21 protein-coding genes are annotated in these 24,367 nt (G+C 60.1%); 7 read left to right on the top strand and 14 right to left on the bottom strand.

The window, feature by feature from the left end; genetic code table 11:
* Nucleotides 1–126: 126 nt before the first annotated feature.
* Nucleotides 127–3,225, bottom strand: coding sequence for a multidrug efflux RND transporter permease subunit (locus ACYZT8_RS15190; RefSeq protein ID WP_461973795.1), 3,099 nt, complete (start codon nucleotides 3,223–3,225; stop codon nucleotides 127–129).
* Nucleotides 3,226–3,239: 14 nt separating this feature from the next.
* The gene (locus tag ACYZT8_RS15185; protein WP_461973793.1) at nucleotides 3,240–4,397 is read right to left on the bottom strand and encodes an efflux RND transporter periplasmic adaptor subunit; all 1,158 of its coding nucleotides are present in this window, start codon (nucleotides 4,395–4,397) and stop codon (nucleotides 3,240–3,242) included.
* Between the two features lie 295 nt (nucleotides 4,398–4,692).
* Between ACYZT8_RS15185 and ACYZT8_RS15180 the strand changes: the two genes are divergently transcribed.
* From ACYZT8_RS15180 to ACYZT8_RS15170, 3 genes are all read left to right on the top strand, one after another.
* Nucleotides 4,693–5,394 carry a response regulator gene (locus tag ACYZT8_RS15180; RefSeq protein ID WP_109631796.1) on the top strand — a complete coding sequence of 234 codons (702 nt, stop codon included), beginning with the start codon at nucleotides 4,693–4,695 and terminating at the stop codon, nucleotides 5,392–5,394.
* Nucleotides 5,395–5,398: 4 nt separating this feature from the next.
* On the top strand, nucleotides 5,399–6,712 hold the full coding sequence (locus ACYZT8_RS15175; protein ID WP_461973791.1) for an ATP-binding protein: 1,314 nt from the start codon (nucleotides 5,399–5,401) through the stop codon (nucleotides 6,710–6,712).
* Nucleotides 6,713–6,872: 160 nt separating this feature from the next.
* The gene (locus ACYZT8_RS15170; protein ID WP_461973790.1) at nucleotides 6,873–9,152 is read left to right on the top strand and encodes a hypothetical protein; all 2,280 of its coding nucleotides are present in this window, start codon (nucleotides 6,873–6,875) and stop codon (nucleotides 9,150–9,152) included.
* An 89-nt stretch (nucleotides 9,153–9,241) separates the two neighbouring features.
* Here the strand turns inward: ACYZT8_RS15170 and ACYZT8_RS15165 are convergent, their stop codons facing one another.
* The 3 genes from ACYZT8_RS15165 to ACYZT8_RS15155 form a co-directional block, all read right to left on the bottom strand.
* Nucleotides 9,242–10,009, bottom strand: coding sequence for an anti-sigma factor family protein (locus ACYZT8_RS15165; protein WP_461973788.1), 768 nt, complete (start codon nucleotides 10,007–10,009; stop codon nucleotides 9,242–9,244).
* On the bottom strand, nucleotides 10,006–10,491 hold the full coding sequence (locus ACYZT8_RS15160) for an RNA polymerase sigma factor (RefSeq protein WP_461973786.1): 486 nt from the start codon (nucleotides 10,489–10,491) through the stop codon (nucleotides 10,006–10,008). Before ACYZT8_RS15160 ends, ACYZT8_RS15165 begins: the two co-directional genes overlap by 4 nt.
* A gap of 66 nt (nucleotides 10,492–10,557) precedes the next feature.
* Nucleotides 10,558–11,088: a tetratricopeptide repeat protein gene (locus ACYZT8_RS15155; protein WP_461973784.1), complete on the bottom strand. Its 531-nt coding sequence runs from the start codon at nucleotides 11,086–11,088 to the stop codon at nucleotides 10,558–10,560.
* Between the two features lie 471 nt (nucleotides 11,089–11,559).
* On the opposite strand from ACYZT8_RS15155, the gene ACYZT8_RS15150 reads away from it, so the two are divergent.
* Entirely contained in the window at nucleotides 11,560–12,372 is an 813-nt protein-coding gene (locus ACYZT8_RS15150) for a crotonase/enoyl-CoA hydratase family protein (protein WP_461973782.1), read from the top strand.
* Between the two features lie 6 nt (nucleotides 12,373–12,378).
* Nucleotides 12,379–13,209, top strand: coding sequence for an NAD(+) diphosphatase (gene nudC, locus ACYZT8_RS15145; protein WP_461973781.1), 831 nt, complete (start codon nucleotides 12,379–12,381; stop codon nucleotides 13,207–13,209).
* On the opposite strand, the gene ACYZT8_RS15140 is transcribed toward nudC, so the two are convergent.
* From ACYZT8_RS15140 to ACYZT8_RS15125, 4 genes are all read right to left on the bottom strand, one after another.
* On the bottom strand, nucleotides 13,177–13,956 hold the full coding sequence (locus tag ACYZT8_RS15140; RefSeq protein ID WP_461982480.1) for a TSUP family transporter: 780 nt from the start codon (nucleotides 13,954–13,956) through the stop codon (nucleotides 13,177–13,179). The two genes, nudC and ACYZT8_RS15140, sit on opposite strands and share 33 nt — an antisense overlap.
* Nucleotides 13,957–14,089: 133 nt before the next feature.
* Complete coding sequence (locus tag ACYZT8_RS15135; protein ID WP_461973779.1) at nucleotides 14,090–14,926, bottom strand: IS3 family transposase; 837 nt, start codon at nucleotides 14,924–14,926, stop codon at nucleotides 14,090–14,092.
* On the bottom strand, nucleotides 14,923–15,228 hold the full coding sequence (locus ACYZT8_RS15130) for a transposase (RefSeq protein WP_461973777.1): 306 nt from the start codon (nucleotides 15,226–15,228) through the stop codon (nucleotides 14,923–14,925). Before ACYZT8_RS15130 ends, ACYZT8_RS15135 begins: the two co-directional genes overlap by 4 nt.
* 151 nt (nucleotides 15,229–15,379) lie before the next feature.
* Nucleotides 15,380–16,618 (bottom strand): acyl-CoA dehydrogenase family protein, encoded by a 1,239-nt coding sequence (locus ACYZT8_RS15125; RefSeq protein WP_461973775.1) that lies wholly within the window; start codon nucleotides 16,616–16,618, stop codon nucleotides 15,380–15,382.
* A 354-nt stretch (nucleotides 16,619–16,972) separates the two neighbouring features.
* Here ACYZT8_RS15125 and sfnG point away from each other — a divergent pair, with 354 nt between their 5' ends.
* Entirely contained in the window at nucleotides 16,973–18,067 is a 1,095-nt protein-coding gene (gene sfnG / locus ACYZT8_RS15120) for a dimethylsulfone monooxygenase SfnG (protein ID WP_461973773.1), read from the top strand.
* Between the two features lie 129 nt (nucleotides 18,068–18,196).
* Here sfnG and ACYZT8_RS15115 read toward each other — a convergent pair whose 3' ends face one another.
* Nucleotides 18,197–18,673 carry a nuclear transport factor 2 family protein gene (locus ACYZT8_RS15115; protein ID WP_461958997.1) on the bottom strand — a complete coding sequence of 159 codons (477 nt, stop codon included), beginning with the start codon at nucleotides 18,671–18,673 and terminating at the stop codon, nucleotides 18,197–18,199.
* A 56-nt stretch (nucleotides 18,674–18,729) separates the two neighbouring features.
* Nucleotides 18,730–19,293, bottom strand: coding sequence for a TetR/AcrR family transcriptional regulator (locus ACYZT8_RS15110; protein ID WP_461973771.1), 564 nt, complete (start codon nucleotides 19,291–19,293; stop codon nucleotides 18,730–18,732).
* A 215-nt stretch (nucleotides 19,294–19,508) separates the two neighbouring features.
* Here ACYZT8_RS15110 and pssA point away from each other — a divergent pair, with 215 nt between their 5' ends.
* The gene (gene pssA / locus ACYZT8_RS15105) at nucleotides 19,509–20,852 is read left to right on the top strand and encodes a CDP-diacylglycerol--serine O-phosphatidyltransferase (RefSeq protein WP_461973769.1); all 1,344 of its coding nucleotides are present in this window, start codon (nucleotides 19,509–19,511) and stop codon (nucleotides 20,850–20,852) included.
* A gap of 3 nt (nucleotides 20,853–20,855) precedes the next feature.
* Here the strand turns inward: pssA and ACYZT8_RS15100 are convergent, their stop codons facing one another.
* The 3 genes from ACYZT8_RS15100 to efeB all read right to left on the bottom strand — a co-directional run bounded on the left by ACYZT8_RS15100 (nucleotide 20,856) and on the right by efeB (nucleotide 24,367).
* Nucleotides 20,856–22,025: an MFS transporter gene (locus tag ACYZT8_RS15100; RefSeq protein WP_461973767.1), complete on the bottom strand. Its 1,170-nt coding sequence runs from the start codon at nucleotides 22,023–22,025 to the stop codon at nucleotides 20,856–20,858.
* 194 nt (nucleotides 22,026–22,219) lie between these two features.
* Nucleotides 22,220–23,044 (bottom strand): iron uptake system protein EfeO, encoded by an 825-nt coding sequence (gene efeO / locus ACYZT8_RS15095; RefSeq protein ID WP_461973765.1) that lies wholly within the window; start codon nucleotides 23,042–23,044, stop codon nucleotides 22,220–22,222.
* Between the two features lie 24 nt (nucleotides 23,045–23,068).
* Nucleotides 23,069–24,367, bottom strand: a complete 1,299-nt coding sequence (gene efeB, locus ACYZT8_RS15090; RefSeq protein ID WP_461973763.1) for an iron uptake transporter deferrochelatase/peroxidase subunit — start codon at nucleotides 24,365–24,367, stop codon at nucleotides 23,069–23,071.

Here is a 24,367-nt window from a genome sequence, read left to right as displayed (position 1 = left end):
TAGAGAAAACAACACGGCCCTTGTGGGAGCGGGCTTGCCCGCGATGAGGGCATAACATTCAACATCACCGTCGGCTGTTACACCGTCATCGCGGGCAAGCCCGCTCCCACAGGGGATGTGTGTTGTTTAGGTGACTTTATGGCGTTTGCGGACCAGCTTCATCACCACCACAAAAAACACCGGCACAAACACCACCGCCAGCGTCGCCGTAATCATCCCGCCAATCACCCCGGTACCGATCGCTTGCTGGCTGGCCGAGCTGGCGCCCGTGGCAATTGCCAACGGCACCACGCCCAGAATGAACGCCAGCGAGGTCATCACAATCGGCCGCAGTCGCAGGCGCGCGGCTTGCAGGGTGGCGTCGATCAGGTCATGACCTTCGTCGTACAGGCTCTTGGCGAACTCGATGATCAGGATCGCGTTCTTCGCCGACAGGCCGATGATGGTGATCAGCCCGACCTTGAAGAACACGTCATTGGGCATTCCACGGAACGTCACCGCCAGCACGGCACCGAGCACACCCAGCGGCACCACCAGCAACACCGAGGTCGGTATCGACCAACTCTCATACAGCGCCGCCAGGCACAGGAACACAATCAGCAGCGACAACCCGAGCAGAATCGGCGCCTGGCTGCCGGATAAACGTTCCTGCAACGACAACCCGGTCCACTCCTGGCCTAACCCGGCAGGTCCTAGTGCAACCAACCGCTCGATTTCGGCCATGGCTTCCCCGGTGCTGTGACCGGGCGAAGGTTCGCCGGAAATGCTGATCGCCGGGTAGCCGTTGTAACGGGTCAACTGCGCCGGGCCTTGGGTCCATTTCGCCTGGACAAAGGCCGACAACGGCACCATTTTTCCAGCATCATTACGCACGTGGATCTTCAGCAGATCGGCGACCTGACTGCGTTGATCGCCTTCAGCCTGAACCACCACCCGCTGCATCCGCCCCTGATTGGGGAAGTCGTTGATGTAGGCCGAACCGACCGCCGTGGACAGCACGTTGCCGATGTCGGCAAAGGACACGCCCAGTGCGTTGGCTTGTTTACGGTCGACCTCCAGCTGCACTTGCGGCGCTTCGGCCAGCGCGCTTTCGCGCACGTTCATCAGGATCGGGCTTTTCTCGGCGGCGGCGAGCAAATCGCTGCGCGCTTTCATCAGCGTGGCATGACCGAGGCCGCCACGGTCCTGCAGGCGGAACTCGAAACCGCTGGACGTGCCGAGACCGTCAACCGGTGGAGGCAGCACCGAGAAGGCCACGGCTTCCTTGATCTGGCTCAGCGCGATGTTGGCACGGTCGGCAATCGAACTCGCCGAGTCGTCGCTGCCCCGATCCGACCAGTCCTTCAGCGTGGTAAATGCCAGCGCTGCGTTCTGTCCACTGCCGGAAAAGCTGAAACCGAGAATCACCGTGCTGTCGCCAACACCCGGTTCAGTGGCGTTGTGCGCTTCAATTTGCTCCACGACCTGCACCGTGCGGTTTTTACTCGCGCCCGGTGGTAGCTGAATATCGGTGATGGTGTAGCCCTGATCCTCAACCGGCAGGAACGAGGAGGGCAGGCGACTGAAACACAGGCCCAGACCGATCAGCAGCACGCCGTAGATCAGCAGATAACGGCCCGTGCGCTTCAGCGCATAGGCGACCCAGCCTTGATAACGCTCGGTCAACCGTTCGAAACCACGGTTGAACCAGCCAAAGAAACCACTCTTTTCGTGATGCTCGCCCTTGGCAATCGGCTTGAGCAGCGTCGCGCACAACGCCGGTGTCAAGGTCAGCGCAAGGAACGCCGAGAACAGAATCGAAGTGGCCATCGACAGCGAGAACTGGCGGTAAATCACCCCGACCGAACCCTGCATGAACGCCATCGGAATAAACACCGCCACCAGCACCAGGGTGATGCCGATGATCGCTCCGGTAATCTGCTTCATCGCCTTGCGTGTCGCCTCTTTGGGCGACAGGCCTTCGGTGGCCATGATCCGCTCGACGTTTTCCACCACCACGATGGCGTCGTCCACCAGAATGCCGATGGCCAGCACCATGCCAAACATGGTCAGCACGTTGATCGAGAAGCCCAGCGCGAGCATCGTCGCAAACGTGCCCATCAGCGCCACCGGCACTACCAGCGTCGGAATCAGCGTGTAGCGGATGTTCTGCAGAAACAGGAACATCACCGCAAACACCAGCAGCATCGCTTCGCCAAGGGTGTAAACCACTTTGGTGATCGAGACTTTGACGAAAGGCGAGGTGTCGTACGGGATCTTGTATTCCACGCCCGCCGGGAAGTAACGCGCCAATTCATCCATCTTCGCCCGCACCAGGGTTGCGGTGTTCAGCGCATTGGCGCCCGGCGCTAACTGCACGCTGACGGCGGTGGAAGGCTTGCCGTTCAGGCGCGTGCCAAACTGGTATTCCTGGCTGCCGATCTCGACCCGCGCCACGTCCTTGATGCGCACGGTGGAACCGTCGGGATTGGCCTTGAGGACGATGTCGGCGAATTCTTCCGGCGTCGACAATTGGCCTTTCACCAGAATCGTCGCGGTGATTTCCTGCGTGGTGCGCGTCGGCAAATCGCCGATGCTGCCGGCCGAGACCTGGGCGTTCTGCGCGACGATGGCGGCGTTGACGTCGGCTGGGGTCAGGTTGAAACCGATCAGCTTCTGCGGGTCGATCCAGATGCGCATCGCCCGTTCGGCGCCGTATAACTGGGCCTTGCCGACACCGTCCAGACGCTTGATCTCGTTCATCACGTTGCGCGCCAGGTAATCACTGAGCGCCACATCGTCGAGCTTGCCGTCGCTGGAGGTCAGGGTGATCAGCAACAGGAAACCGGCGGAGACTTTCTCCACCTGCAAACCTTGCTGATTGACCGCTTGGGGCAAGCGCGATTCCACCACTTTCAGGCGGTTTTGCACGTCGACCTGGGCCATCTCCGGGTTGGTGCCCGGCTGAAAAGTGGCTTTGATGGTGGCGCTGCCGAGGCTGCTTTGGGATTCGAAATACAACAGATGATCGGCGCCGTTGAGCTCTTCCTCGATCAGGCTGACCACGCTTTCATCGATGGTTTGCGCTGAGGCGCCGGGGTACACGGCATAGATTTCGATCTGCGGCGGAGCGACATCGGGGTATTGCGCCACCGGCAACTGTGGAATGGCCAACGCGCCAGCCAGCAGGATGAACAGGGCAACCACCCAAGCGAATACCGGGCGATCGATAAAGAACTGCGGCATAAAAAGCGTCCTGCTTACTGACCAGAAACCTGGGCAAGTGGAAGAGGGGTGTTGTCGATCTGGACTTTTTCACCGGGCTTGGCGTGTTGCAGGCCTTCGGTGACGATGCGGTCGCCGGGTTTCAGGCCTCCGATGACGATCCAGCGATCGTTCTGCACGGCGCCCAGCTCTACCGGTTGCTGGCCGATGCGCTGCTCGGCGTCGAGCACCAGCACTTGGGCAACACCGGCGCTGTCACGCTGAATGGCCCGCTGCGGCACGCTGATGCCTTGCTGATTCACCGCTTGCTCCAGGCGTACACGCACGAAGCTGCCCGGCAGCAAGTCGAGGTCCGGGTTGGGAAACTCGCTGCGCACGATGATCTGGCCGGTGCCCGGGTCGACGGTGATGTCGGTGAACAGCAACTTGCCCGGCAGCGGGTAGAGGCTGCCGTCATCCTGAATCAGCGTGGCCTTGGCCTGGCCTTGGCCCACTTCCTTTAACTGGCCGGAACGGAAGGCACGGCGCAGGTCGTTGAGCTCGCGGGTCGATTGGGTCAGGTCGGCATGAATGGGGTTGAGTTGCTGAATCAGTGCCAGTGGCGTGGTTTCGTTCTGCCCGACCAGCGCACCTTCGGTCACCAGCGCACGGCCGATGCGTCCGGAAATCGGCGCAGTGACGGTGGCGTAACCGAGGTTGAGTTTCGCCCGGTCCACCGCGGCTTTGCTGGCGGCGACATCGGCGGCGGTTTGCCGGGCACTGGCCCGGGCGTTGTCGTAATCCTGGCCGCTGATGGCGTTGCCTTCGATCAACTGGGCGTAACGCTGTTCTTGCAGCTTTGCTTGAAATGCGTTGGCTTCAGCCTTGCGCAGCGCGGCTTCGGCACTGTCCAGGTCGGCCTTGAAGGGCGCCGGGTCGATACGGAACAGCACATCGCCTTTTTTTACGTCGCTGCCTTCGCGAAAGGCGCGTTGCAACACGACGCCGGCAACCCGGGCGCGGACTTCGGCAATCCGTGGCGCGGCAATCCGCCCGCTCAATTCGCTGGTGATCGACAGGGGCCGTGCTTCGACGGTTTCGACGCGAACCGTGGCCAGAGGCGCCTGTTCCTCGGCGCTCGAGGACTTGTCACAAGCGCTCAGCGTCAACGCCAGAGCCACCAGGCTGAGCTTGGCAAGCAGGTTCTTTGACATGTAAATACCCCAATAATGACTGCCCGCATCCTACGGGGAGGCGAGGAGAGTAGCGGTGAAGCTTTGTTGGTGCTGTGTGAAATTGTGTAAGGGTTTTACTCACGGGCGTGTGTGGGCGTATATCCTTCGCAGCTTGAAACTTTTTGCGATGGTCAGGCCGCCATCGCTAGCAGGCTAGCTCCCACAGGGGTTTGATGTGAGCACAGATTTTGTGAACATCCCCAATCTACTGTGGGAGCTAGCCTGCTAGCGATGGCGGCATGACAGTCGCCACTGCACTTTCTGGAAACACCCCATGCCCAACATCCTCCTGGTCGAAGACGACACCGCGCTCTCCGAACTGATTGCCAGCTACCTGGAACGCAATGGCTATTGCGTCAGTGTGATCAGCCGTGGCGACCACGTGCGCGAGCGGGCGCGGGTCAATCCGCCGGACCTGGTGATCCTCGACCTGATGCTGCCGGGGCTCGATGGCCTGCAAGTCTGCCGCTTGCTGCGGGCGGATTCGGCGACGCTGCCGATCCTGATGCTAACCGCCCGCGACGACAGCCACGACCAGGTGCTGGGCCTGGAAATGGGCGCTGACGACTACGTCACCAAACCCTGCGAGCCCCGGGTGTTGCTGGCCCGTGTGCGCACGCTGTTGCGCCGCAGCAGCCTCAGCGAACCGCAGACCGCCAACGACCGCATCCTCATGGGCAACCTGTGCATCGACCTGTCGGAACGCACCGTGACCTGGCGCGAACAATTGGTGGAATTGTCCAGCGGTGAATACAACCTGCTGGTGGTGCTGGCCCGGCATGCCGGCGAAGTGCTGAGCCGCGACCAGATCCTGCAACGCCTGCGCGGTATCGAATTCAACGGCACCGACCGCTCGGTGGACGTGGCGATTTCCAAATTGCGGCGCAAGTTCGACGACCACGCGGGCGAGGCGCGCAAAATCAAGACCGTGTGGGGCAAGGGCTACCTGTTCAGCCGTTCCGAGTGGGAATGCTGAAACCATGTTCAGAATCCTCTTTCGCCTGTATCTGGTGATGATCGTCTCGTACAGCGCGGCGATTTACCTGGTGCCGGACCTGGTGATCAAGGTTTTCCATGAGCGGTTCGTCACCTACAACCTCGATTATTCGCGCGGGCTGCAAACCCTCATCGTCAAACAGTTCCACGCCGTGCCCGAAACGCAATGGCCGGCGCTGGCGAGTGAGATGGACAAGGAATTCTCCCCGCTGCACATCGTCCTGACCCGCAATGACGACCCCGATTTCACCCTCGATGAGCAGGAGCGTTTGCAGCGCGGCGAGAAGGTCGTGCGCATCGGCGACTGGGGCTGGCGGACTCTGGCTGTGGCGCCGTTGAACAACACGACGGTGGTGCAAATGGTCGTGCCGCCGGACCCGATGGACGTCAGCCTGTTGTACTGGAGCATCAACGTGCTGATCGGTGCGACTATGCTCGCCTGCCTGTTGCTTTGGCTGCGCCCGCACTGGCGCGATCTGGAGCGCCTCAAAGGCGCGGCCGAGCGTTTCGGCAAAGGCCACCTCGGTGAGCGCACGCAGATTTCCCCGCATTCCAACATCGGCAGCCTGGCCAACGTCTTCGACACCATGGCCGGCGATATCGAAAACCTGCTCAACCAGCAGCGCGACCTGCTCAACGCCGTGTCCCACGAACTGCGCACACCGCTGACGCGTCTGGATTTCGGCCTGGCCCTGGCGCTGTCCGACGACTTGCCGGTCGCCAGCCGCGAGCGTCTGCTAGGGCTGGTCGCGCACATCCGGGAACTGGATGAATTGGTCCTGGAGCTGCTGTCTTATAGCCGCCTGCAAAACCCGGCGCGGTCGCCGGAACAGGTCGAAGTGTCGCTGGATGAGTTCATCGACAGCATTTTGGGCAGCGTCGATGAAGAGCTCGATTCGCCAGAAATCGTGATCGACGTGCTGCTGCACGGGCAACTTGAACGTTTTGTGTTGGACCCAAGGCTGACGGCTCGCGCCATTCAGAATTTGCTGCGCAATGCCATGCGCTATTGCGAAAAGCGCATTCAGATTGGCGTTCAGGTCTGTCCCAAAGGTTGCGAAATCTGGGTCGATGACGACGGGATCGGCATTCCCGAGGATGAGCGTGATCGTATCTTTGAACCGTTCTATCGGCTGGACCGCAGCCGAGATAGGGCCACGGGTGGGTTTGGTCTGGGGTTGGCAATCAGCCGTCGGGCGCTGGAAGCGCAGGGCGGCACGTTGACTGTCGAGGCGTCGCCTCTCGGTGGTGCGCGGTTCAAATTGTGGTTGCCGACACCCGCAAACGAATTGATGTAGGTTTGCAGCCATTCCAGACGAACGGTCGCCATTCACGCTGGCTGTGTCGCTTTACCTGTCAGATCTGACAGTAGCGGTCATTGGTTGGGCGGTGTTGAATGAAAAGGGCGTGCTCCTTTCCCATCCAGCCACCGGAGCCCGGTCTTACAGGGACTTTCCAATGAATACGATGACCGCGTTGACGCTCGATAGACCCCTCATTCCGGGAATGAAAGCTCCGATTCCGGGGCCGGACGGCGCCGACGCAGGCCTGCCACTGGCGCTGACTTACTTGTATCCGGAAGGGGTCAAAGTGTTCATCGAACCGTCGACCAGTGCGCAGGCAGGTGACACCTTCCGGTTGCGGCTGAACGGTGATGTGGTGGCCACATACCCTGTCGTGGCGGGTGAAGAGGACCAGCGTGCGGTGGTTTATGTGCAAACCAGGCACTGGAAGGACGGAATCAACACGCTCGACTACGTACTTGATCGCGCAGGCACCGAGATCGACACTTCGGCGCCGTTGCGAGTGTTGTTTCACGCACGGCGCCCGGGTCTCGTCGACCTGTTTCCCAGCGAGGAGGGGCATTCAGAGCTGTCGCGTGAAGTCGACACTGAGGTGCTGGATCAAGGCGTGGATTCTGAGCGGGCGCGTCTGGGCGTTGCCGTCACGCTGTCCTATCCATTGATGAGGGCGTTTGACCAGATCCGCCTCGATTGCCATTCCATTGTGCTGAACCACACGGTGACTCAGGCTGAAGTCGATCAGGGTCGGATCGAGATGGCAATCGATGAAGCGACGTTCGTTGCGGCTGGCGACGATCCCCTTTTCCCTATCCAGTACACGGTGATCGACCGCGTGGGTAACGGGCCGGATGTCAACAGCCCGTACTCGGCCAGCCTGTACCTGTACGTCAACCTGAACGGCACGTGGTATGACCCACCGATCGTCAGCGAAGACCCGGCCGATGCCGAGGACGATCCCGATACCATCGATCTTGAAAAACTGGCGGGCAAACCGGCCACGGCACAGATTTACGTGCCGCGCGGTTGGTTGAAAGACGACGAAATCCACCTGACTTGCCGCTTCCGTAGCGCCGACACATCGGTGCCGGAAGACGTGTTGACGCTCGTTGAAAAAATCAAGAATGTCCCGTTCATGTATTCGCTGGCCGTTCCATACGAACGATTCGCCCGGCTAGCGGGCGGGACTGCCGTGTTCAGTTATACCCGCATGAGTCTGGGGAGCATGCTCGATCGTTCCATTTCATTGAAGGTCGACGTCAAAGGTAAGGCCGCCTCCCTGCTGCAACCGCCCACTCTTGTAGGGGCTGGCACGACACTGGACCCGCTGGGATTTCCCGAGGGTTTAACCGCTCGTGTGGAGTTCCTCGAACATCTTCCCGGCGATCGGGCCCGGCTGAAGGTCGAGGGCACACCCGGTCTCGGCTCGCCGGAGTTTGGCGCGATAGCCTTCAACAAAAACCAGCGGGCGAACTTCCTGCTCAAACCGCAAGTCTTGATGGCCAATCATGGCAAAGTCATGAGCCTGTCCTGGGAATTGCTGCGCGCTACCCCGGCGCAAGCCAGCGATGCACTAGCCGTGACGATCGAACGAATAGCAGACGCAGATCGGCGCCTGCCGACACCATCAATCCCTCAAGCCCCCGACAATAAAGTGCTGGACCTCGGCTCTTTCACGGGGCCAGGACAGGTGCAATGTGTGCCATGGTCCGGGGTAGCGGTTGGGCAATTGCGATGGTTTCGCGTACACGGGGTTGATGTGAATGGCACCGAGTACATGATCCCCATCGCTCAGAGCGCCCCTGTCACGTCCGTTGAGGTAGTCAGCGGCCTCGACAATACGCTGCCCCGGGATCTGCTGCTGAAATTCAAACCCGGCAGTCAACTGCGGGTGGTGTTGAAAGTGGCGTTCGACGGCAAGGACGACGAAAGCACTGCCGTGGTGTTCCCCGCGCTAGAACTCACGGTACTGAACCTGCCCGCTCAACTACTGGAAGATTTCGACGGCGTACCCAGCCAAACGGTACGGCAGGGCGGTGTCATCAATCTGTCCAGTATGCAGATCACGTTCAAATCGGGAGAAGGCGAAGTCGCCGTGACCCCTCGCACTGAAATTGGTGAATCGTTTCCCGGGCAGGTGGAAGAACAGGTGTTGAGCATCGGGCGTGAAGCATCCGGCGCGGCGCCGGTAAACGTCGAGTTGAAACTCAGGAACAGCTGCTCCCGGATCAGCTTCTGGCATGTCAGCTCCAATTACGACAACAGCACGGTGTCGTACTACACCGCCGCAGGATTGTTACTGGGGACTCAGAAACTGGGGACCTCGTACGGCGGACCCGTGAATGTCTCGTTCAGTGCGCAGGGAATTGGCCGCCTGGATTTTCACTGCCCAACGCCGGACTGGTTCTCCATGGATAATTTCAGGGTGGCTGATTAGCGTACAGGCCGAAGCGAGGCTGCGTTCGAGCCGGGGTAGCGCTCGACCGCAGTCCTCGCAAGTCCGGGTTACGCAATGTTCCTGTTCGCTCACGCGCTGAGTCGGCTGCGCAACAACTTCGCCATGCCCTCCAATTCAGCCGCCGGGTTATGCCCGATCAGCATCCACGCATGTTCCATGTCCGCCCAATAGACCACATTCATCTCGTGGCGAATCTCATGGGCGAAATGCCGGCTGCCGCTGTTGGAACGCTTGGCGCACAAGGCAATCGGACCATGTGCCGGGTCCAGATAAGTTATCTGTGCGATGGGCATGCCGTCATATTCAAGGATTTGCGCGCGCTTCAATTCGGACCGTGGCAGGGCCAATTGCGCAGGCGTCAGGCTCAGGCCCAGACGCGCGTCGATGGTGCGCAATTGCGCCCGTTGTGAAGCTTCATCGACGGGCAGGTGTTCCAGGGTTTGCGGCACGTACAGCGACATATAGTCCGCGACAAGGCCTCGCCAGTTGCTCTTTTGCTGGCTCGATTGCCAGCCAATAAACAATCGATCCGCCACCACACCGCTCACCACCAGGCTTGCTGCAGCGGCGAGAAACCAGCGTCGATTCATGGCCGGGCGTTCCGGCGAAGGCAAGGTGTCGAGCATCGATTGCAAGCGGTCGACGGGCGCTTTTTGGGCCAGTTCGTCGTAGGCTTCTTTGAACGGCAGGCTGCTGCGGGCCAGCCATTGCAGGCGCAGGTTGAGTGTCGAGTCTTCGGCAATGGCCGCGTCGATGCGGGTGCGCTGGTCGACATCGAGTTGATCGTCGAGGTACGCCACCAGTTGCTCATCCGAAGGTGTCGCGTGTTCGTTCATCGACGTTCTCCCGTGAAAGGGTTCGGTACCGTGTGCAATGGCGGGTATTCGGCCAGTTTCACCCGGGCGGCGGCTAGGCGGCTCATAACGGTGCCGATGGGCACCTGCAGCACCTCGGCGACTTCGCGATACGACAAGCCTTCGACGTAAGCCAGGTACACCGTTTCACGCTGCGCCTCGGGCAGGGCGTCGACGCGGCGGATGACCTGGGCGGCGAGCACATGGGTCTGCGCCGCGGATTCTCCGTCAAACGACAACTGGCTCTCGGCATCGACCAGGCCCTGACCCTGGCGCACCCGCCGGGCGCGCACTTCGTTGAGCCAGATCGAATGCAGAATGCTCAGCAGCCAGCGGTCCATGCGGGTGCCGGGGACAAACTGCCCGGCACGCTCAAGTGCCCGCACGCAGGTGGCTTGCACCAGATCTTCGGCGACATGCCGTTGCCTGGACAGCAGCAGTCCGTAACGCCATAAACGCGCCAAATGCTGGCCCAGCTCTGCTCGTATTGCCTGATCGCTGGCGATAGCGACCTCCGTCTGTTCGGTGTGTCAGGTTTTCGATGAATCGTTGATGGCTTCGGCCAGGTCCCGGTATTCCTCGCACGTGCTTCCACAGATCGATTTGATCTGCTGCAACTGCTCTTGCGCCAAGTCCAGTCGGCCTTTGACCACGTAGGCCTCGCCGAGGTATTCACGCACTTGCGCATACTGCGGATCGAGTTTGACCGATTGCAGGTAATAACCGATACCTTCGTCGGTGCGACCCAGTTTACGCGTGGCGTAGCCGCGATAGTTAAGGGCCTTGGCAGTGTTCGGATTCTTTAGCGTGTCGAGCAGCGCCAAGGCTTCTTCGTAACGTCCGTTCTTGGCCAGGCGATAGGCGTAATCGGTGCGATCGGCGTCCGGGACCAGGCTGCTGGTCCGCATGACGCACCTCTGCGATTTGGTGTCGAACACCTGACCTTTGGGGCAGTTAGGTTTGGCCGGGGCGTCATCGTCGCCGTTGGCCAGGGCCAGCGAACTGGCCAAGGCAAAGGCGAGCAGCAGTGGGGCAGTGAAAACAGCAAAACGGAAAGTCATGGACAATGCTCCACGGGTTAATACGTTTCAGTTTAAACCACGCCCCGGCAGCATCGCGTAGAGGTGAATGGGGGGGCAGGTTGTTCACGGGCGATTCTCATGGGGCGTTGATTAGAGAACACTGTAGCGTGAACAATTATTCATTTCTTTCTGGCGGTCTTTGCAGGGAAAGCTCAAATCCAGGCGCTATGCTCGACAGCATTCGTTGTGGGAGTACTGCCATGAAAGATCAGGTCCATCATTCTGCGGCGGCGGGCTATAAAGCCGGCGCCGACACCTATGTGGCGTTTGTGGCGGTGAAGGGCCGTTAGATCGGTGTTGCGGCCTTCGCGGGCAAGTCGAAGAGGCCCGTCCAGGCACTAGAGATCCAAAAACCAGTCCCGCTTTTGGCCGAACCACTGCCTTACTCCCCCAGGCAATGCCTTGTTATAGTCCGGGCCTCATTTTCTACCCCGGTAAAGGATCACTGCCATGTCTCAGTACACCGCGTTCACCGTCGAACTGGTCGATAAAATCGCCCACGTGCAGATCAACCGCCCGGAAAAGATCAATTCGATGAACGCCGCGTTCTGGAGCGAGATCATCGAGATTTTCCAGTGGATCGACGACACCGATGAAGCCCGGGTGGTGGTCCTCAGCGGCGCCGGCAAGCACTTTTCCTCCGGCATCGATCTGATGATGCTGGCCGGGGTGGCCAATGAACTGGGCAAAGACGTCGGCCGCAATGCCCGCCTGCTGCGCCGCAAGATCCTCGCCCTGCAAGCGTCGTTCAATGCTGTCGACAATTGCCGCAAGCCCGTGCTGGCAGCGATTCAGGGCTATTGCCTGGGCGGCGCCATCGACCTGATTGCCGCGTGTGACATGCGTTACGCCGCCGAGGACGCCCAATTTTCGATCAAGGAAATCGACATCGGCATGGCCGCCGACGTTGGCACTTTGCAACGCTTGCCGCGGATCATCGGTGACGGCATGCTGCGTGAACTGGCTTACACTGGTCGCACCTTTGGCGCCGAGGAAGCGCGCAGCATCGGCCTGGTCAATCGCGTTTACAGCGACAATGCCAGCCTGCTGGACGGTGTGATGGGCATTGCCCGCGAAATCGCCAGCAAGTCGCCGATTGCGGTCACCGGCACCAAAGAGATGATCAGCTACATGCGCGACCACCGCATCGACGACGGCCTTGAATACGTCGCCACCTGGAACGCCGCCATGCTGCAATCCACCGATTTGCGCGTGGCCATGGCCGCCCATATGAGCAAACAGAAACCCGAATTTCTGGATTGATTAAAAATGATTTCACGCTGGACCACCGCAGTACTGGACACCGATCAACCCGGCGGTTGGGCCGTAGCTCGCAGCCCCGAAGGCTTTCTGTTCGATGACAATGGCGCGCTGTTCCCTCGCGAATGGCTCAAGCGCCAGGACCTGTCGATCCTTGCCGAACATGGCATCGGTCACCTGGATGGCGAACCGGTCTACTTGCTGGAATTGCGCAGCCATAGCGACGTGCCGGGCTGCAACTGGAAAGGCTTGCGGGCGTTCATGCTCGAGGGCGATCACACGGTCTACAAGGTGCTCGGCTACGCCGCTCAGATCGGGACGTGGTATCGCGAGCACCGCTTCTGCGGCAATTGCGGTCAGGCAACCCATCAGGTTCCGCGTGAGCGGGCGATGTACTGCGAGCCGTGTGATTTGCGGTATTACCCGCGCATCTCGCCGAGCATGATTGTGCTGGTCACCCGGGGTGACGAGATTCTGCTGGGGCGTTCGCCGCGCTTTGTGCCAGGGGTCTACAGCACGTTGGCGGGGTTCGCCGAGCCGGGTGAGTCAGCCGAGGACTGCCTGATTCGCGAGGTGCGCGAGGAGGTGCAGATCGAGGTCAAAAATATCCAGTACCTGGGCAGCCAGTGCTGGCCGTTCCCGCATTCGATGATGCTCGGCTTTCACGCCGAATACGCCGGTGGCGAGATTGTCTGCCAGGAAGACGAGATCGAAGACGCCCAGTGGTTCAACGTTCACGCGTTGCCACCCTTACCGGCGTCGCGCTCGATTGCCCGTTACCTCATCGATGTCTACGTGGCGCGGCGCTTAGGCCACGCTGAACCAGTGCTGCCAGGCTAACCGCACGGTCAAGCCCAGCACCACGGTGATGAACACCGGGCGAATGAACTTCGCGCCGCCGCTGATGGCGGTGCGAGCCCCGAAAAACGCGCCGACCATCACCGACAGGCCCATGCTCAGGCCGATGATCCAGTCCACTTGCCCGGAAAACACGAACACCGACAACGCCGCGATGTTGCTGACGAAGTTCATGCTGCGCGCCACGCCGCTGGCCTTCACCAGGTCAATGGGATACATCAGCATACTGCTGACAGTCCAAAACGCGCCGGTGCCCGGACCGGCCACACCGTCGTAGAAACCGAGGCTGAAGCCTTGGGTCGATTGCCACTTTTTCTTGATCGGTGCGTCGCTGTCCAGCGGCGCTTTCGGCGTGCCACCGAACAACAGGTACAGGCCGCAGGCAAAGACGATCACCGGCAGCATCTTGTTCAGCCATTCGGCTGGCAGGTAATGCGCGACGACGGCACCGGTCAGCGCACCAATCAGCGTGCCGACGATGGCGTGCACCCACTGCCTTGGATGGAACAGCTTGCGCCGGTAGAAGGTGAAACTGGCGGTGGCGGAGCCGAAGGTCGAACTCAGTTTGTTGGTGCCCAGCACCAGGTGCGGCGGCAGGCCGGCGGTCAATAGCGCCGGGGTGGTCAGCAGACCACCACCGCCGGCAATGGCGTCGATGAAACCGGCAATGAAGGCAACAAAGGCCAGAATGGCCAGGGTGGTGAGGTCAACGCTGAGTTCGAAAGGCATGGAAATCGGCTTATTCGGCGGGGTGCGGGGAAGGGCCGACATCTTACGCATATCCGCCCTTTGCGGCGACCCGTCCGACCCCTTCGCGAGCAGGCTGAACTGGTCAAGTAAATCCGGACACCGGTTACGGTGCTTATGCCGCTTTTTGCTCCATAGCTAGTGGCGACAGGTAGTTGTTGTAGCTGTGGAGCCTGGTGCGGTTGTAGTACATGAAGAAACGCGTCATATCAGTTTCGGCTTCCTTGACCGTGCTGTAGCCGTTACGAGGGACCCATTCTGACTTTAGCGTGCCGAAAAAGCGTTCTGTCGGCGCATTGTCCCAGCACTGCCCGCGACGACTCATGCTTTGCAAAATGTCATGGCGTCTCAGCTCTTCTTGAAACTTGCGACTGGTGTACTGACAACCCTGATCCGAATGGAACATTACTCCTGACGGGCATTTACGAAGCTCTGTCGCCATCCGTAGCGCCTTGCTGACCAGGTTCGCGTCGTTGACCAGAGAGAATGCCCAACCGATGACCCGGCGTGCATACAAGTCGATCACGATGGCCAGATGAACCCAACGTTTACCCACCATCAGGCTTGTAACATCGCCACACCAGACCTGATTGACTGCGGTCGGTTTGAAATTGCGCTTGAGCAAATTGGGTGCGACGAATGCTTCAACCCCTTTGGATCTGAATAGGTGCGGCTGGCGTTGTTTACTGACAATGTTGGCCTCTCTCATCAATGCTCTAACAAGGCTTCTTCCGGCAGATATATCTAGTGCCTTCAGGTTTTTGCTGATCGCTCTGGAGCCCAGGGCTTCCCGACTTTCGCTGTGCAACTCGACCACTTTCTCTTTGAGTTCTTCGCGTCTGATCTTTGGCTTGGCGCGCCGCTGCATCCATTCATAAAAGCTGCTGCGCTTCACATCGAAAACGCGACACAGGGTGGCGGTCGGAAATGACTCTCTTAGCTCCGCGATCATCGAAAACGATCGGGGTCCGACATCAAGAGAGCGGTAGCCTTTTTTAAGATTTCGGCTTCCAGTTCCAGGCGTTTGATCTTGGCTTTCAATTCCTGAATCTGGCGCTGATCCTCAGTAATTGCCTTGGTGCCCTGAACGGGTTGCCCTTTGCGCTCCTTGCGAACCTGCTCGACCCACCGCCGCAGGGCGGTAGGTCCAATACCTAAAGACGCGCAGACATCTGGAACGGGGCAATTATCGTCAATTACCATGCTGGCTGCACGATGCTTGAATTCGCGGGAATAGACCTTTCTTTCGTTCATGGAACCTCCAAATTGGCGAAATCATATCGCCCTTAAGAGGTGTCCGGAATTATTAGGCCAGTTCAGGCTCGCTCCTACAGGGGATTTATGGACGCCACAGATCCAGTGTGGGAGCGAGCCTGCTCGCGATGATTGACTTAAGGGCACTACATCACTTGCTGGCAGGTCCATTCCCGATCTGCCACACAAACGGCGGCTCCGTCCCGTTGATCGTCCAGTCCCCGACTATCCGCGCCTTGTAGATCAGCGGATTGTGCGACGACACCGTCCGCGCATTGCGCCAATGCCGATCCAGCGATTTACCCTCTCGCACATCCGAGGCCCCCAGCGCATTGAACAACTGCGTGGTCGCTCGCAGGATCAACTCGGAAACCACGACCTGCGCCTTGGCCGATTCGATCTCCGCCACGACATTCGCCGCCCGTTCCAGCTGCGCATCACCCGAGAATCGCGCCAGATACGCCCGTTGCGCCGGTTCTGCGGCCTTCAGCGCACTTGCCTCGGCGGCATACACCCACGCGGCAATGTCACCGACCACTTGCTGAACCTGAGAATCCTGGCTGACATGCTGTGCATTGCCGTGGCTGTAAATGCGTTTGCGCTCGCGGACCTGATGAGCCACGTCGCGCAGTGCCGCGCGACCGATCCCGGCCAGGGCGGCCAGCAACACCAACTGATAGAACGCGGTCTGGTATTTGAACCGGGTAGCGAAGTCGATGATGTTCTCGGCGTCGACTTCAGCGTCGATAAACCGCGAGGTGCCACTGCCGGTGGTGCGCTGGCCGAAACCGTCCCAGTCATCGCTCTGCACGATCCCGGGCTGGCGGGTGCGGACCGCGGCAATCACATCGCCGCCGGTGTCGCTGCGCTGGGCATACACGTCGATCCAGTCGGAAAACAGGCTGCCGGTGCTGTAGAACTTCTCGCCATTGAGCCGCCACTGATCTGCGTGGGGCGAAACTTTGGTGATCACGTCGCCGATCGCCACGCTGCCGATTTCAGTCCAGGCATTGCCGACGATGTCACCGTCGACAAAGCGCTTGAACCATAGATCTCGGCCCGGCCCCGTCGGTGAGTTCAAGCGGTCCTCGACAAAGGCGAAATGCCCGCGCAAAGCCTGGGGCACGTTGGAATCGGCTTCGGCCAATTCGATCAGCAACTCGAACAACTGCGGCAGGGACGCGCCGCCACCGCCATATTCCACCGGAACCCGCACGGCGCCGACCCCGGCTTCCTTGAGCCATTGAACCGGCTCGAAGGGCAGGCTGCGGGTTTGCTCGCGCTCAACGGCACCGGCGGCGATTCGCTGGAATATAGGGCGGAATCTTGAGGCCAGTGCCTCATAGTCAGTGCCAATGGACAGAGGATTGATTACCTGGTGTTCGGACATGGGATGGCTCCTTGGAACGGCAGTGGATGCCAAAGGGGATTGCACGGTCCATGCCGAAATTCGAAGCCCTGCCATTGCGGGCTTGCCCGGTTTTTCCCCTGCCGCAACTGTTGCTGCGCCAACAGTGCATCCGCAAATTGCCCCAGACAAACCGAGATCCCTGTGGGAGCGGGCTTGCTCGCGAATGCGGTGTGCCATTCAACATATCGTTAACTGACATACCGCTTTCGCGAGCAAGCCCGCTCCCACAGGGATTTCGCCTGGCTTGAGACAGTTGTGTCGCGGGTCGCGATTCAGCACTGGCACGGTTGCTGCTCTGCCCCAAGGACTACCCAACGTCCAGAGGACAAGCCAATGAGTCAGCAAGCCGTCAAATTTGCCTACTGGGTACCGAACGTCAGCGGCGGGCTGGTGGTCAGCAAGATCGAACAACGCACCCACTGGGGCATCGACTACAACCGCAAACTGGCGCAACTGGCCGAAGAGGCCGGGTTCGAATACGCCCTGACCCAGATTCGTTTCACCGCCGGTTATGGTGCCGAGTTCCAACACGAATCGGTCGCCTTCAGCCATGCATTGCTCGCCGCTACGACCAAACTGAAAGTGATCGCGGCGATCCTGCCGGGGCCTTGGCAACCGGCGTTGGCAGCCAAGCAACTGGCGACCATCGATCAACTGACTAATGGTCGGGGGGCGGTGAACATCGTCAGCGGCTGGTTCAAGGGCGAATTCCAGGCGATTGGTGAACACTGGCTGGAGCACGACGAACGCTATCGTCGTTCAGAGGAGTTCATCCGCTCGCTCAAAGGGATCTGGAGTCAGGACAACTTCACGTTCCGCGGCGACTTCTACCGCTTCGACAACTACAGCCTCAAGCCCAAGCCACTGGGCCAGCCGGAAATCTTCCAGGGCGGCAGTTCGCGCGCTGCCCGGGACATGGCGGCGCGAGTCTCGGACTGGTACTTCACCAATGGCAACACGCCTGAAGGCATCAAGGCCCAGGTCGATGACATCCGCGTCAAGGCGGCGGCCAATAATCATTCGGTGAAGATCGGGGTGAACGCGTTTGTCATCGCTCGGGACACGGAAGAAGAGGCGCGGGCAGTGTTGGCGCAAATCATCGATCAGGCCGATCCGGAAGCGGTGAATGCCTTTGGTGATGCGGCGAAGCAAGCGGGCAGGGCGTCGCCAGAGGGTGAGGGCAACTGGGCCAAATCGACATTTGAGGACTTGGTGCAGTACAACGATGGCTTCAAGACCAACCTGATCGGCACGCCGCAACAGATTGCCGAGCGCATCGTGGGGTTGAAAGCGGTGGGCGTTGATTTGGTGTTGGCGGGGTTTCTGCACTTTCAGGAAGAGGTGGAGTATTTCGGCAAGCGGGTGTTGCCGTTGGTGCGCGAACTCGAAGCAAAAGCGCAGGTGAAGCCGCAAACCGCAGTCGCCTGAACACCACTGATCGTTCCCACGCTCCCGCGTGGGAATGCAGCCCGGGACGCTCTGCGTCCCTGAAGCGGACGCGGAGCGTCCTGTGAGGCATTCCCACGCAGAGCGTGGGAACGATCAGTCTAGGTGAGTTTACAGGCCCAGGTCGGACAGGCTTGGATGATCATCCGGACGACGACCCAGCGGCCAGTGGAACTTGCGGTCGCTTTCCTTGATCGGCATGTCGTTGATGCAGGCAAACCGGTTGGCCATCAGACCGTTCTCGGCGAACTCCCAGTTTTCGTTGCCGTAGGAACGGAACCAGTTGCCCGAGTCGTCGTGCCACTCATAGGCGTAACGCACAGCGATGCGGTTGTCGGTAAAGGCCCAGAGTTCCTTGATCAGACGATAATCCAGCTCCTTGGCCCATTTACGGGTCAGGAAACCTTTGGCCTCTTCACGGTTGTAAGCGAACTCGGCGCGGTTACGCCACTGGGTGTCCAGGGTGTAGGCCAGCGACACGCGTTCCGGGTCGCGGGAGTTCCAGCCGTCTTCGGCCAGGCGAACTTTTTCGATGGCCGATTCACGGGTGAAGGGCGGCAATGGCGGACGAACTTCGGTGTTGGACATTTAAAGTTTCCCTCTAAATTTAAAGTTCAAGCAAGTTGTCGGGCTTGGTGTAAGTGTTACAGGTCCAATAACTTTCGCGCCATGCATTGCGCATTATCGGCGGCACTGTGATCACCCATGACAAGCGCCACGGTAATGGCGCCATCGATCAGGATCAGCAGCTGTTTGGCCAGCGTCTCCGGTTCGGTAGCGCCATGTTCGGTGCAGAGCTCGCGCACGTAGTCGAGCAGCTTTTGTTTATGGTCTTTGGCGACTAGGCGAACCGGGTCTTGCGGGTCGCCGGTTTCACCGCTGGTGTTAATGAACGCGCAGCCGCGGAAGCCTTCGGAGGCGAACCAGGCCTTGAGCACGGTAAACAGGTTGAGCAGGCGGTCGGCCGGGGTTTCAGCCTGATCGACCTCGCTTTTGTACCAGTGCATCCAGCGCACGTCGCGGCGTTGCAGGGCGGCGACGGTCAGCTCCTCCTTGTTGGCGAAGTAGCGGTAGATACTTTTTCTGGAGACGCCGGCAGTTTTCACCAGAAGATCCATGCCGGTGGCAGCGATGCCACTTTTGTAGATCAACTTTTCGGTGACATCCAGAATGATGTCGCGTGTGTCGTTGCTAGTGATTTCGTTCATGTGGCAAACAGTAGAACGATCGTTCTCCTTGGTCAAGCGGATATTTTCTTGTTGATTGGAAAGCCATTGCTAGCAGGCTAGCTCCCACATTTGAAATGCATTCCACTGTGGGAGCTAGCCTGCTAGCGATGGGGGCAGTACAGACGCCAGCAAGACCCAAGCCCATCCATGGTGTAAGCTCTCGGGCTATTCGGAATTGACCCTTTGCGAGCCCTATGCCGTCGCTTTTCAAACGCTCTCTGCTGCCTAAACTGCGCAGTTTTCCGCTGACCGCCGATGCCGTCACCATTCTTTCCGGCGCCGCCGAGTTCCGTCGTTGCCTGCTGGAAAAAATCGCCAGTGCCACCCAGCGCATCTATATCGTCGCGCTGTACCTGCAACAGGACGAGGCCGGTCAGGAAATCCTTGATGCCTTGCACGCCGCCAAACTGGCGCGTCCGCAACTGGACGTGGTCGTGGTGGTGGACTGGCTGCGCGCCCAGCGCGGTTTGATCGGTGCCGGCAAACAACCGGGCAACTCGGCCTGGTATCAGGAAGCGACTCGCACTCACGAAAGTGTTGTGCCGGTGTATGGCGTGCCGGTGCAGACCCGCGAGCTGTTCGGCGTGCTGCATTTGAAAGGCTTCGTGATCGACGACTGCGTGATCTACAGCGGCGCGAGCCTGAACAACGTTTACCTGCACAAGTTCGACAAATACCGCTACGACCGTTATCACCTGCTGCAGAACCACGCGCTGGCCGATTCCATGCAGCACCTGATCCAGCATGGCCTGGTCGCCTCCAAAGCGGTGCATCGTCTCGACCTGCCGAACCTGCCGACCACCCGCAGCCTGCGCAACGACATCGGCGATTTGCGCAGCCGCCTCAAGCACGCGGCCTATGACACCACGGCCGGCAGCACGGCGAAGGGCGGTTTGTCCGTAAGTCCATTGCTGGGCGTCGGCAAAAACAACCCGTTAAGCCGGGTGATCTGCGAATTGATCGCCAGCGCGCAGCATCAGCTGACCATCTGCACGCCGTACTTCAACCTGCCGTTGGCGGTGACCCGGGAAATCAACCGGGCTTTGGGCCGTGGTGTGAAGATCGATATCGTGATCGGCGACAAGACCGCCAATGACTTCTTCATCCCGCCGAGCGAGCCGTTCAAGGTGATCGCCGCGCTGCCGTATCTCTATGAGATCAGCCTGCGGCGCTTTGCCAAGCGCCATCAGCACAGCATCGACAGCGGCAAGCTGAACCTGCATTTGTGGAAGGACGGCGACAACACCTATCACCTCAAAGGCATGTGGATCGACCAGCGCTACACCTTGCTGACCGGTAATAACCTGAATCCACGGGCGTTCCGTCTGGATCTGGAAAACGCACTGCTGATCGACGACCCGAAAGGCGAACTGCTGGAACCGCGCAGCAAAGAACTGGGCGAGATTTTCCAGAACACCACGCGCATCCAGCGTTATCAGGACCTGGAGACGCTGCTGGAATACCCGGCGGCAGTGGCCAAGTTCCTCAAGCGCGTCAGTCGGGTACGGATCGAGCGGTTGCTCTATCGCATCCTGTAAGGCTCAGTGCTGCCTGGGCTGTGGCCACACCGCCACCAGCAGCAACAACCCGGCAGCCACCAGATAGGGCAGGCGCGGTTCGATGTCGTAGATCAACGTCGCCGCCAGCGGTCCGATGACCACGCCAAAGCCCTGCGCGGCACCAATGGAGCCGGCGGTGGCGCCTTGTTCCGAGGCATCGACCGCGTTGGCGGCCAGGGCGGCGAACGACGGAAAGATCAGCCCCATCCCGCCCGCCGACACGAAAAAGCACAGCCACAACCCCCACGCGGTATCCGCCAGGATGCTGCCGGCAAAGCCCACGGCCGCCACCAGTGCGCCCGCACGGATCAGCCGCAGCGGTGGCCATTCGAGCCGTCGCACCACCAATTGCGAACAGATCAATGCGAAACCGACCATGGTCAAGGCGATGCCAGCGGTTTGCGCGGCGTCGGCCGGGCTCATGCCGAGTCTGTCGAGGGCGAAGAAGCCAACGGTGATCTGCGCAATCGACACGCACAGCATCGCCACGAACGCGACCGCCATAGGGCGACGCAGTCGTGGATCGTTCAGGTGAACCTTGCGCGGTGCTTGTCGCAGGTGCAGTTCCTGACCTTTGAGCTTGTAGCGCAGCACCACAAACGCCAGCAGCGGCAAGATCGCCATGGCATAGAACGGCAGGCTCAGGCTGAAGCGCGACAACAACGCCGCGATTGCCGGGCCGATCACCAGGCCGCAGGCGTTGGCCGCGCCCAGGGCGGCCATGGCTTTGGCGCGGTGTTGCGGCTCGATGTTGTCGGCGATCAACGCGTTGCCACCCACCGGAATCGCCGCATAGAACACGCCGATCAGGCCGCGCCCGATCATCAATCCGATGAAGCCCAGAAGCGCTGACGGCAGAAACCGCAGCGAGGCGTCGATGAACAGGCACAAAGCCCAGTAGGCGAGGGTGAAACCGGCCGTGGCGATCAGCAGAATCCGTCGCCGGCCATAGCGATCACTGGCCTGGCCCCAAGGGCGGGCGAGCAACATCCAGATCACCCCGGACACCGTCACCGCCGCGCCGGCCTGCCAGGTGGCCAGGCCCAACACCCGGGCGATCGGCCCGATCAGGGAAACGAACGCCATCATCGACATGGAACAGGCCATGTTGGCGACCATGAGGGGGCGCAGGTCGAAGGCTGGGGTGGTCATGGGTGAGTCTTCCGTGAGCTTTTGTTATTGGCGGGGGATGTTAGCGCGGCTTGTGTGAACCAGGATGGATTATTGGTGACTGTGATAATGCCTTCGCGAGCAAGCCCGCTCCCACATTGGATTTGTGTACGACACAAAACTCCTGTGGGAGCGGGCTTGCCCGCGATGGGGACAGCCCAGACGCTAGAAAAGCCTCAGTTCAACCCCAGCTTCCCGCGCAACGTCGACAAATCTTCAGCCAACGTATTCACCGGCCCAACCAACGCCTTGCGGTCGTTCTCTTTCACCTTGTCATACGTCTCAAAACCGCCATCCCTGGTTTTGTACTTCGCCAGAATCTTGTTCACGCTGGCGAAGTTCTTGTCGACCTTGGCAATAAACGCCGCGTCCTGCTTCTCGATCTGCGGACGGAACAGGTCGACGATTTTCTTCGCGCCATCGATGTTGCCCTGGAAGTCATACAGGTCGGTGTGGCTGTAGCGATCTTCTTCACCGGAGATCTTGGTCGCCGCCACTTCTTCCAGCAACGCGGCAGCGCCGCCCACTACTTTCTCCGGCGGGAAGGTCAGGCCGGCTACGCGGGTTTGCAGGTCCTTGACGTCTTTGTTCAAGCCATCAGCCAGTTCATCAAGCCCCTTGGTGCTGTTTTCCGAGAACAGCGAATACTCGATGCGGTGAAAACCGGTGAAGTCTTCGGCTTTCACGCCTTTTTCGTGGTCATCCACCCGCGAATCGATGGAAGCGTCCAGGTCACTGAACAGCTCGGCAATCGGCTCAATCGACTCGTAGTAAACCCGGGTCGGCGCATAGAGTTTCTTGGCGGTGGCCAGGTCACCTTTTTTCACCGCGTCGGTGAACTGTTGGGTATGGCTGGCGAGCTCATCCAGTTGCTCGGTGACGTAGATTTTGTAATCCGAAATCGGCTGCACCAGCTCCAGCGGCGCCGTCGCCGCGAAAGCCGAAAGCGGGGTATTGAGCAGGCCAAGGGTCAGCAATAACGCGAGTGGCGACTTTATCATGGGACGGTTCCGTGTGAGGGTTGTTCAGGCGTTGGTTTTGGGTGAGGTAGCGGTAAGCAGCGAGCGACCGATGAAGTCCTTGTCGCCCGTCACACCCGGCAGGGTGAAGAAGTAACCGCCGCCGACCGGCTTGAGGTACTCCTCCAGCGGCTCGCCGTTGAGTCGGGTCTGCACGGTGATAAAGCCTTTTTCCAGATCGGCCTGGTAGCAGATGAACAGCAAGCCCATGTCCAGCTGACCGTTCTTATTCACGCCGTTGGAGTAGTTGAACGGCCGGCGCAGGATCAGGTTGGCCTGGGTCGCGGCGGTGCGTGGGTTGGCCAGACGGATATGCGCGTCGAGTTTGGTCAGCTTGCCTTCCGGGTCCTTGGCGTAGTCCGGGACCTGGGTTTCATGGGCACCGCCCATGGGCGCGCCGGTGCTTTTGAGGCGGCCGAGAATGCTTTCCTGTTCCTGCAATGGCGTGCGGTCCCAGCGCTCGACGAAGTTGCGGATGATCCGCACCGCCTGGTAGCTGCCATTGGCGGCCCAAGTCGGTTCGTCGCTGCCCGGTTGCACCCAGACGATGCTGTCCATGGCCTTGGCGTCGTTGGAGTCCGGGTTCGCCGAGCCATCGCGAAAACCGAGGAAATTGCGTGCGCTCTGTGCCGGCGCACTGGGTTTCGTCGGGGCTTGTGGCGGCACGCTGCCTTCCTGTTTCCAACGCACCAGCAGCAGGTCCGGCAGGTTTTTCACGATGTCGCGCAGGGCGTGGATGTTGGTGTCGGTGGTGTTGGAGCAGAACTGCAAGCTCAGGTCGCCGTGGCAGCAATCGGCTTCCAGTGCGTCGTTGGGAAAACCGACCATGCGCATCAGTCGTTTCGGTTTCGCACCTGCCAGACCGAAGCGCTCGTCGAACAGCGATTCGCCCACCGATACGGTGATGGTCAGGTTGTCCGGCGTGACCACCGGGCCGAGGATTCCTGAATCCACCGGCGGCAGCTTTGGATCGACCTGAGCCACCGGGCCGCCCTGCATCAGAAACGCAATACGCTCGTTGAGGGTGCGGAACAGCCGCTCCAGGTCTTCGCGATCACTGGCCAGCACATCAAACGACACCAGCATGCCGGACGCCGGGCGCGGGGTGACGATGCCGGTCTGGTGTTTGCCGTGGAACGCGTGGCGGTCTTCGGTCTTGTCGCTGCTCGGCGCTTCGGTGACTTGCGCGGGGCTCGCGGCCATCGCCGGGCAGCTCAGTGCGGAGCCTGCCAGCGCGACACCGGCGGCGCCCATGCCCATCAATACGCGGCGACGCTGGAGATTGAAGTGTTCTGAATCGTTCAT

The organism is Pseudomonas sp. LB3P93, from assembly GCF_054898025.1.
Note: the sequence above shows the minus strand (reverse complement) of the source record. Positions and strands in the feature narration are given on the sequence as shown.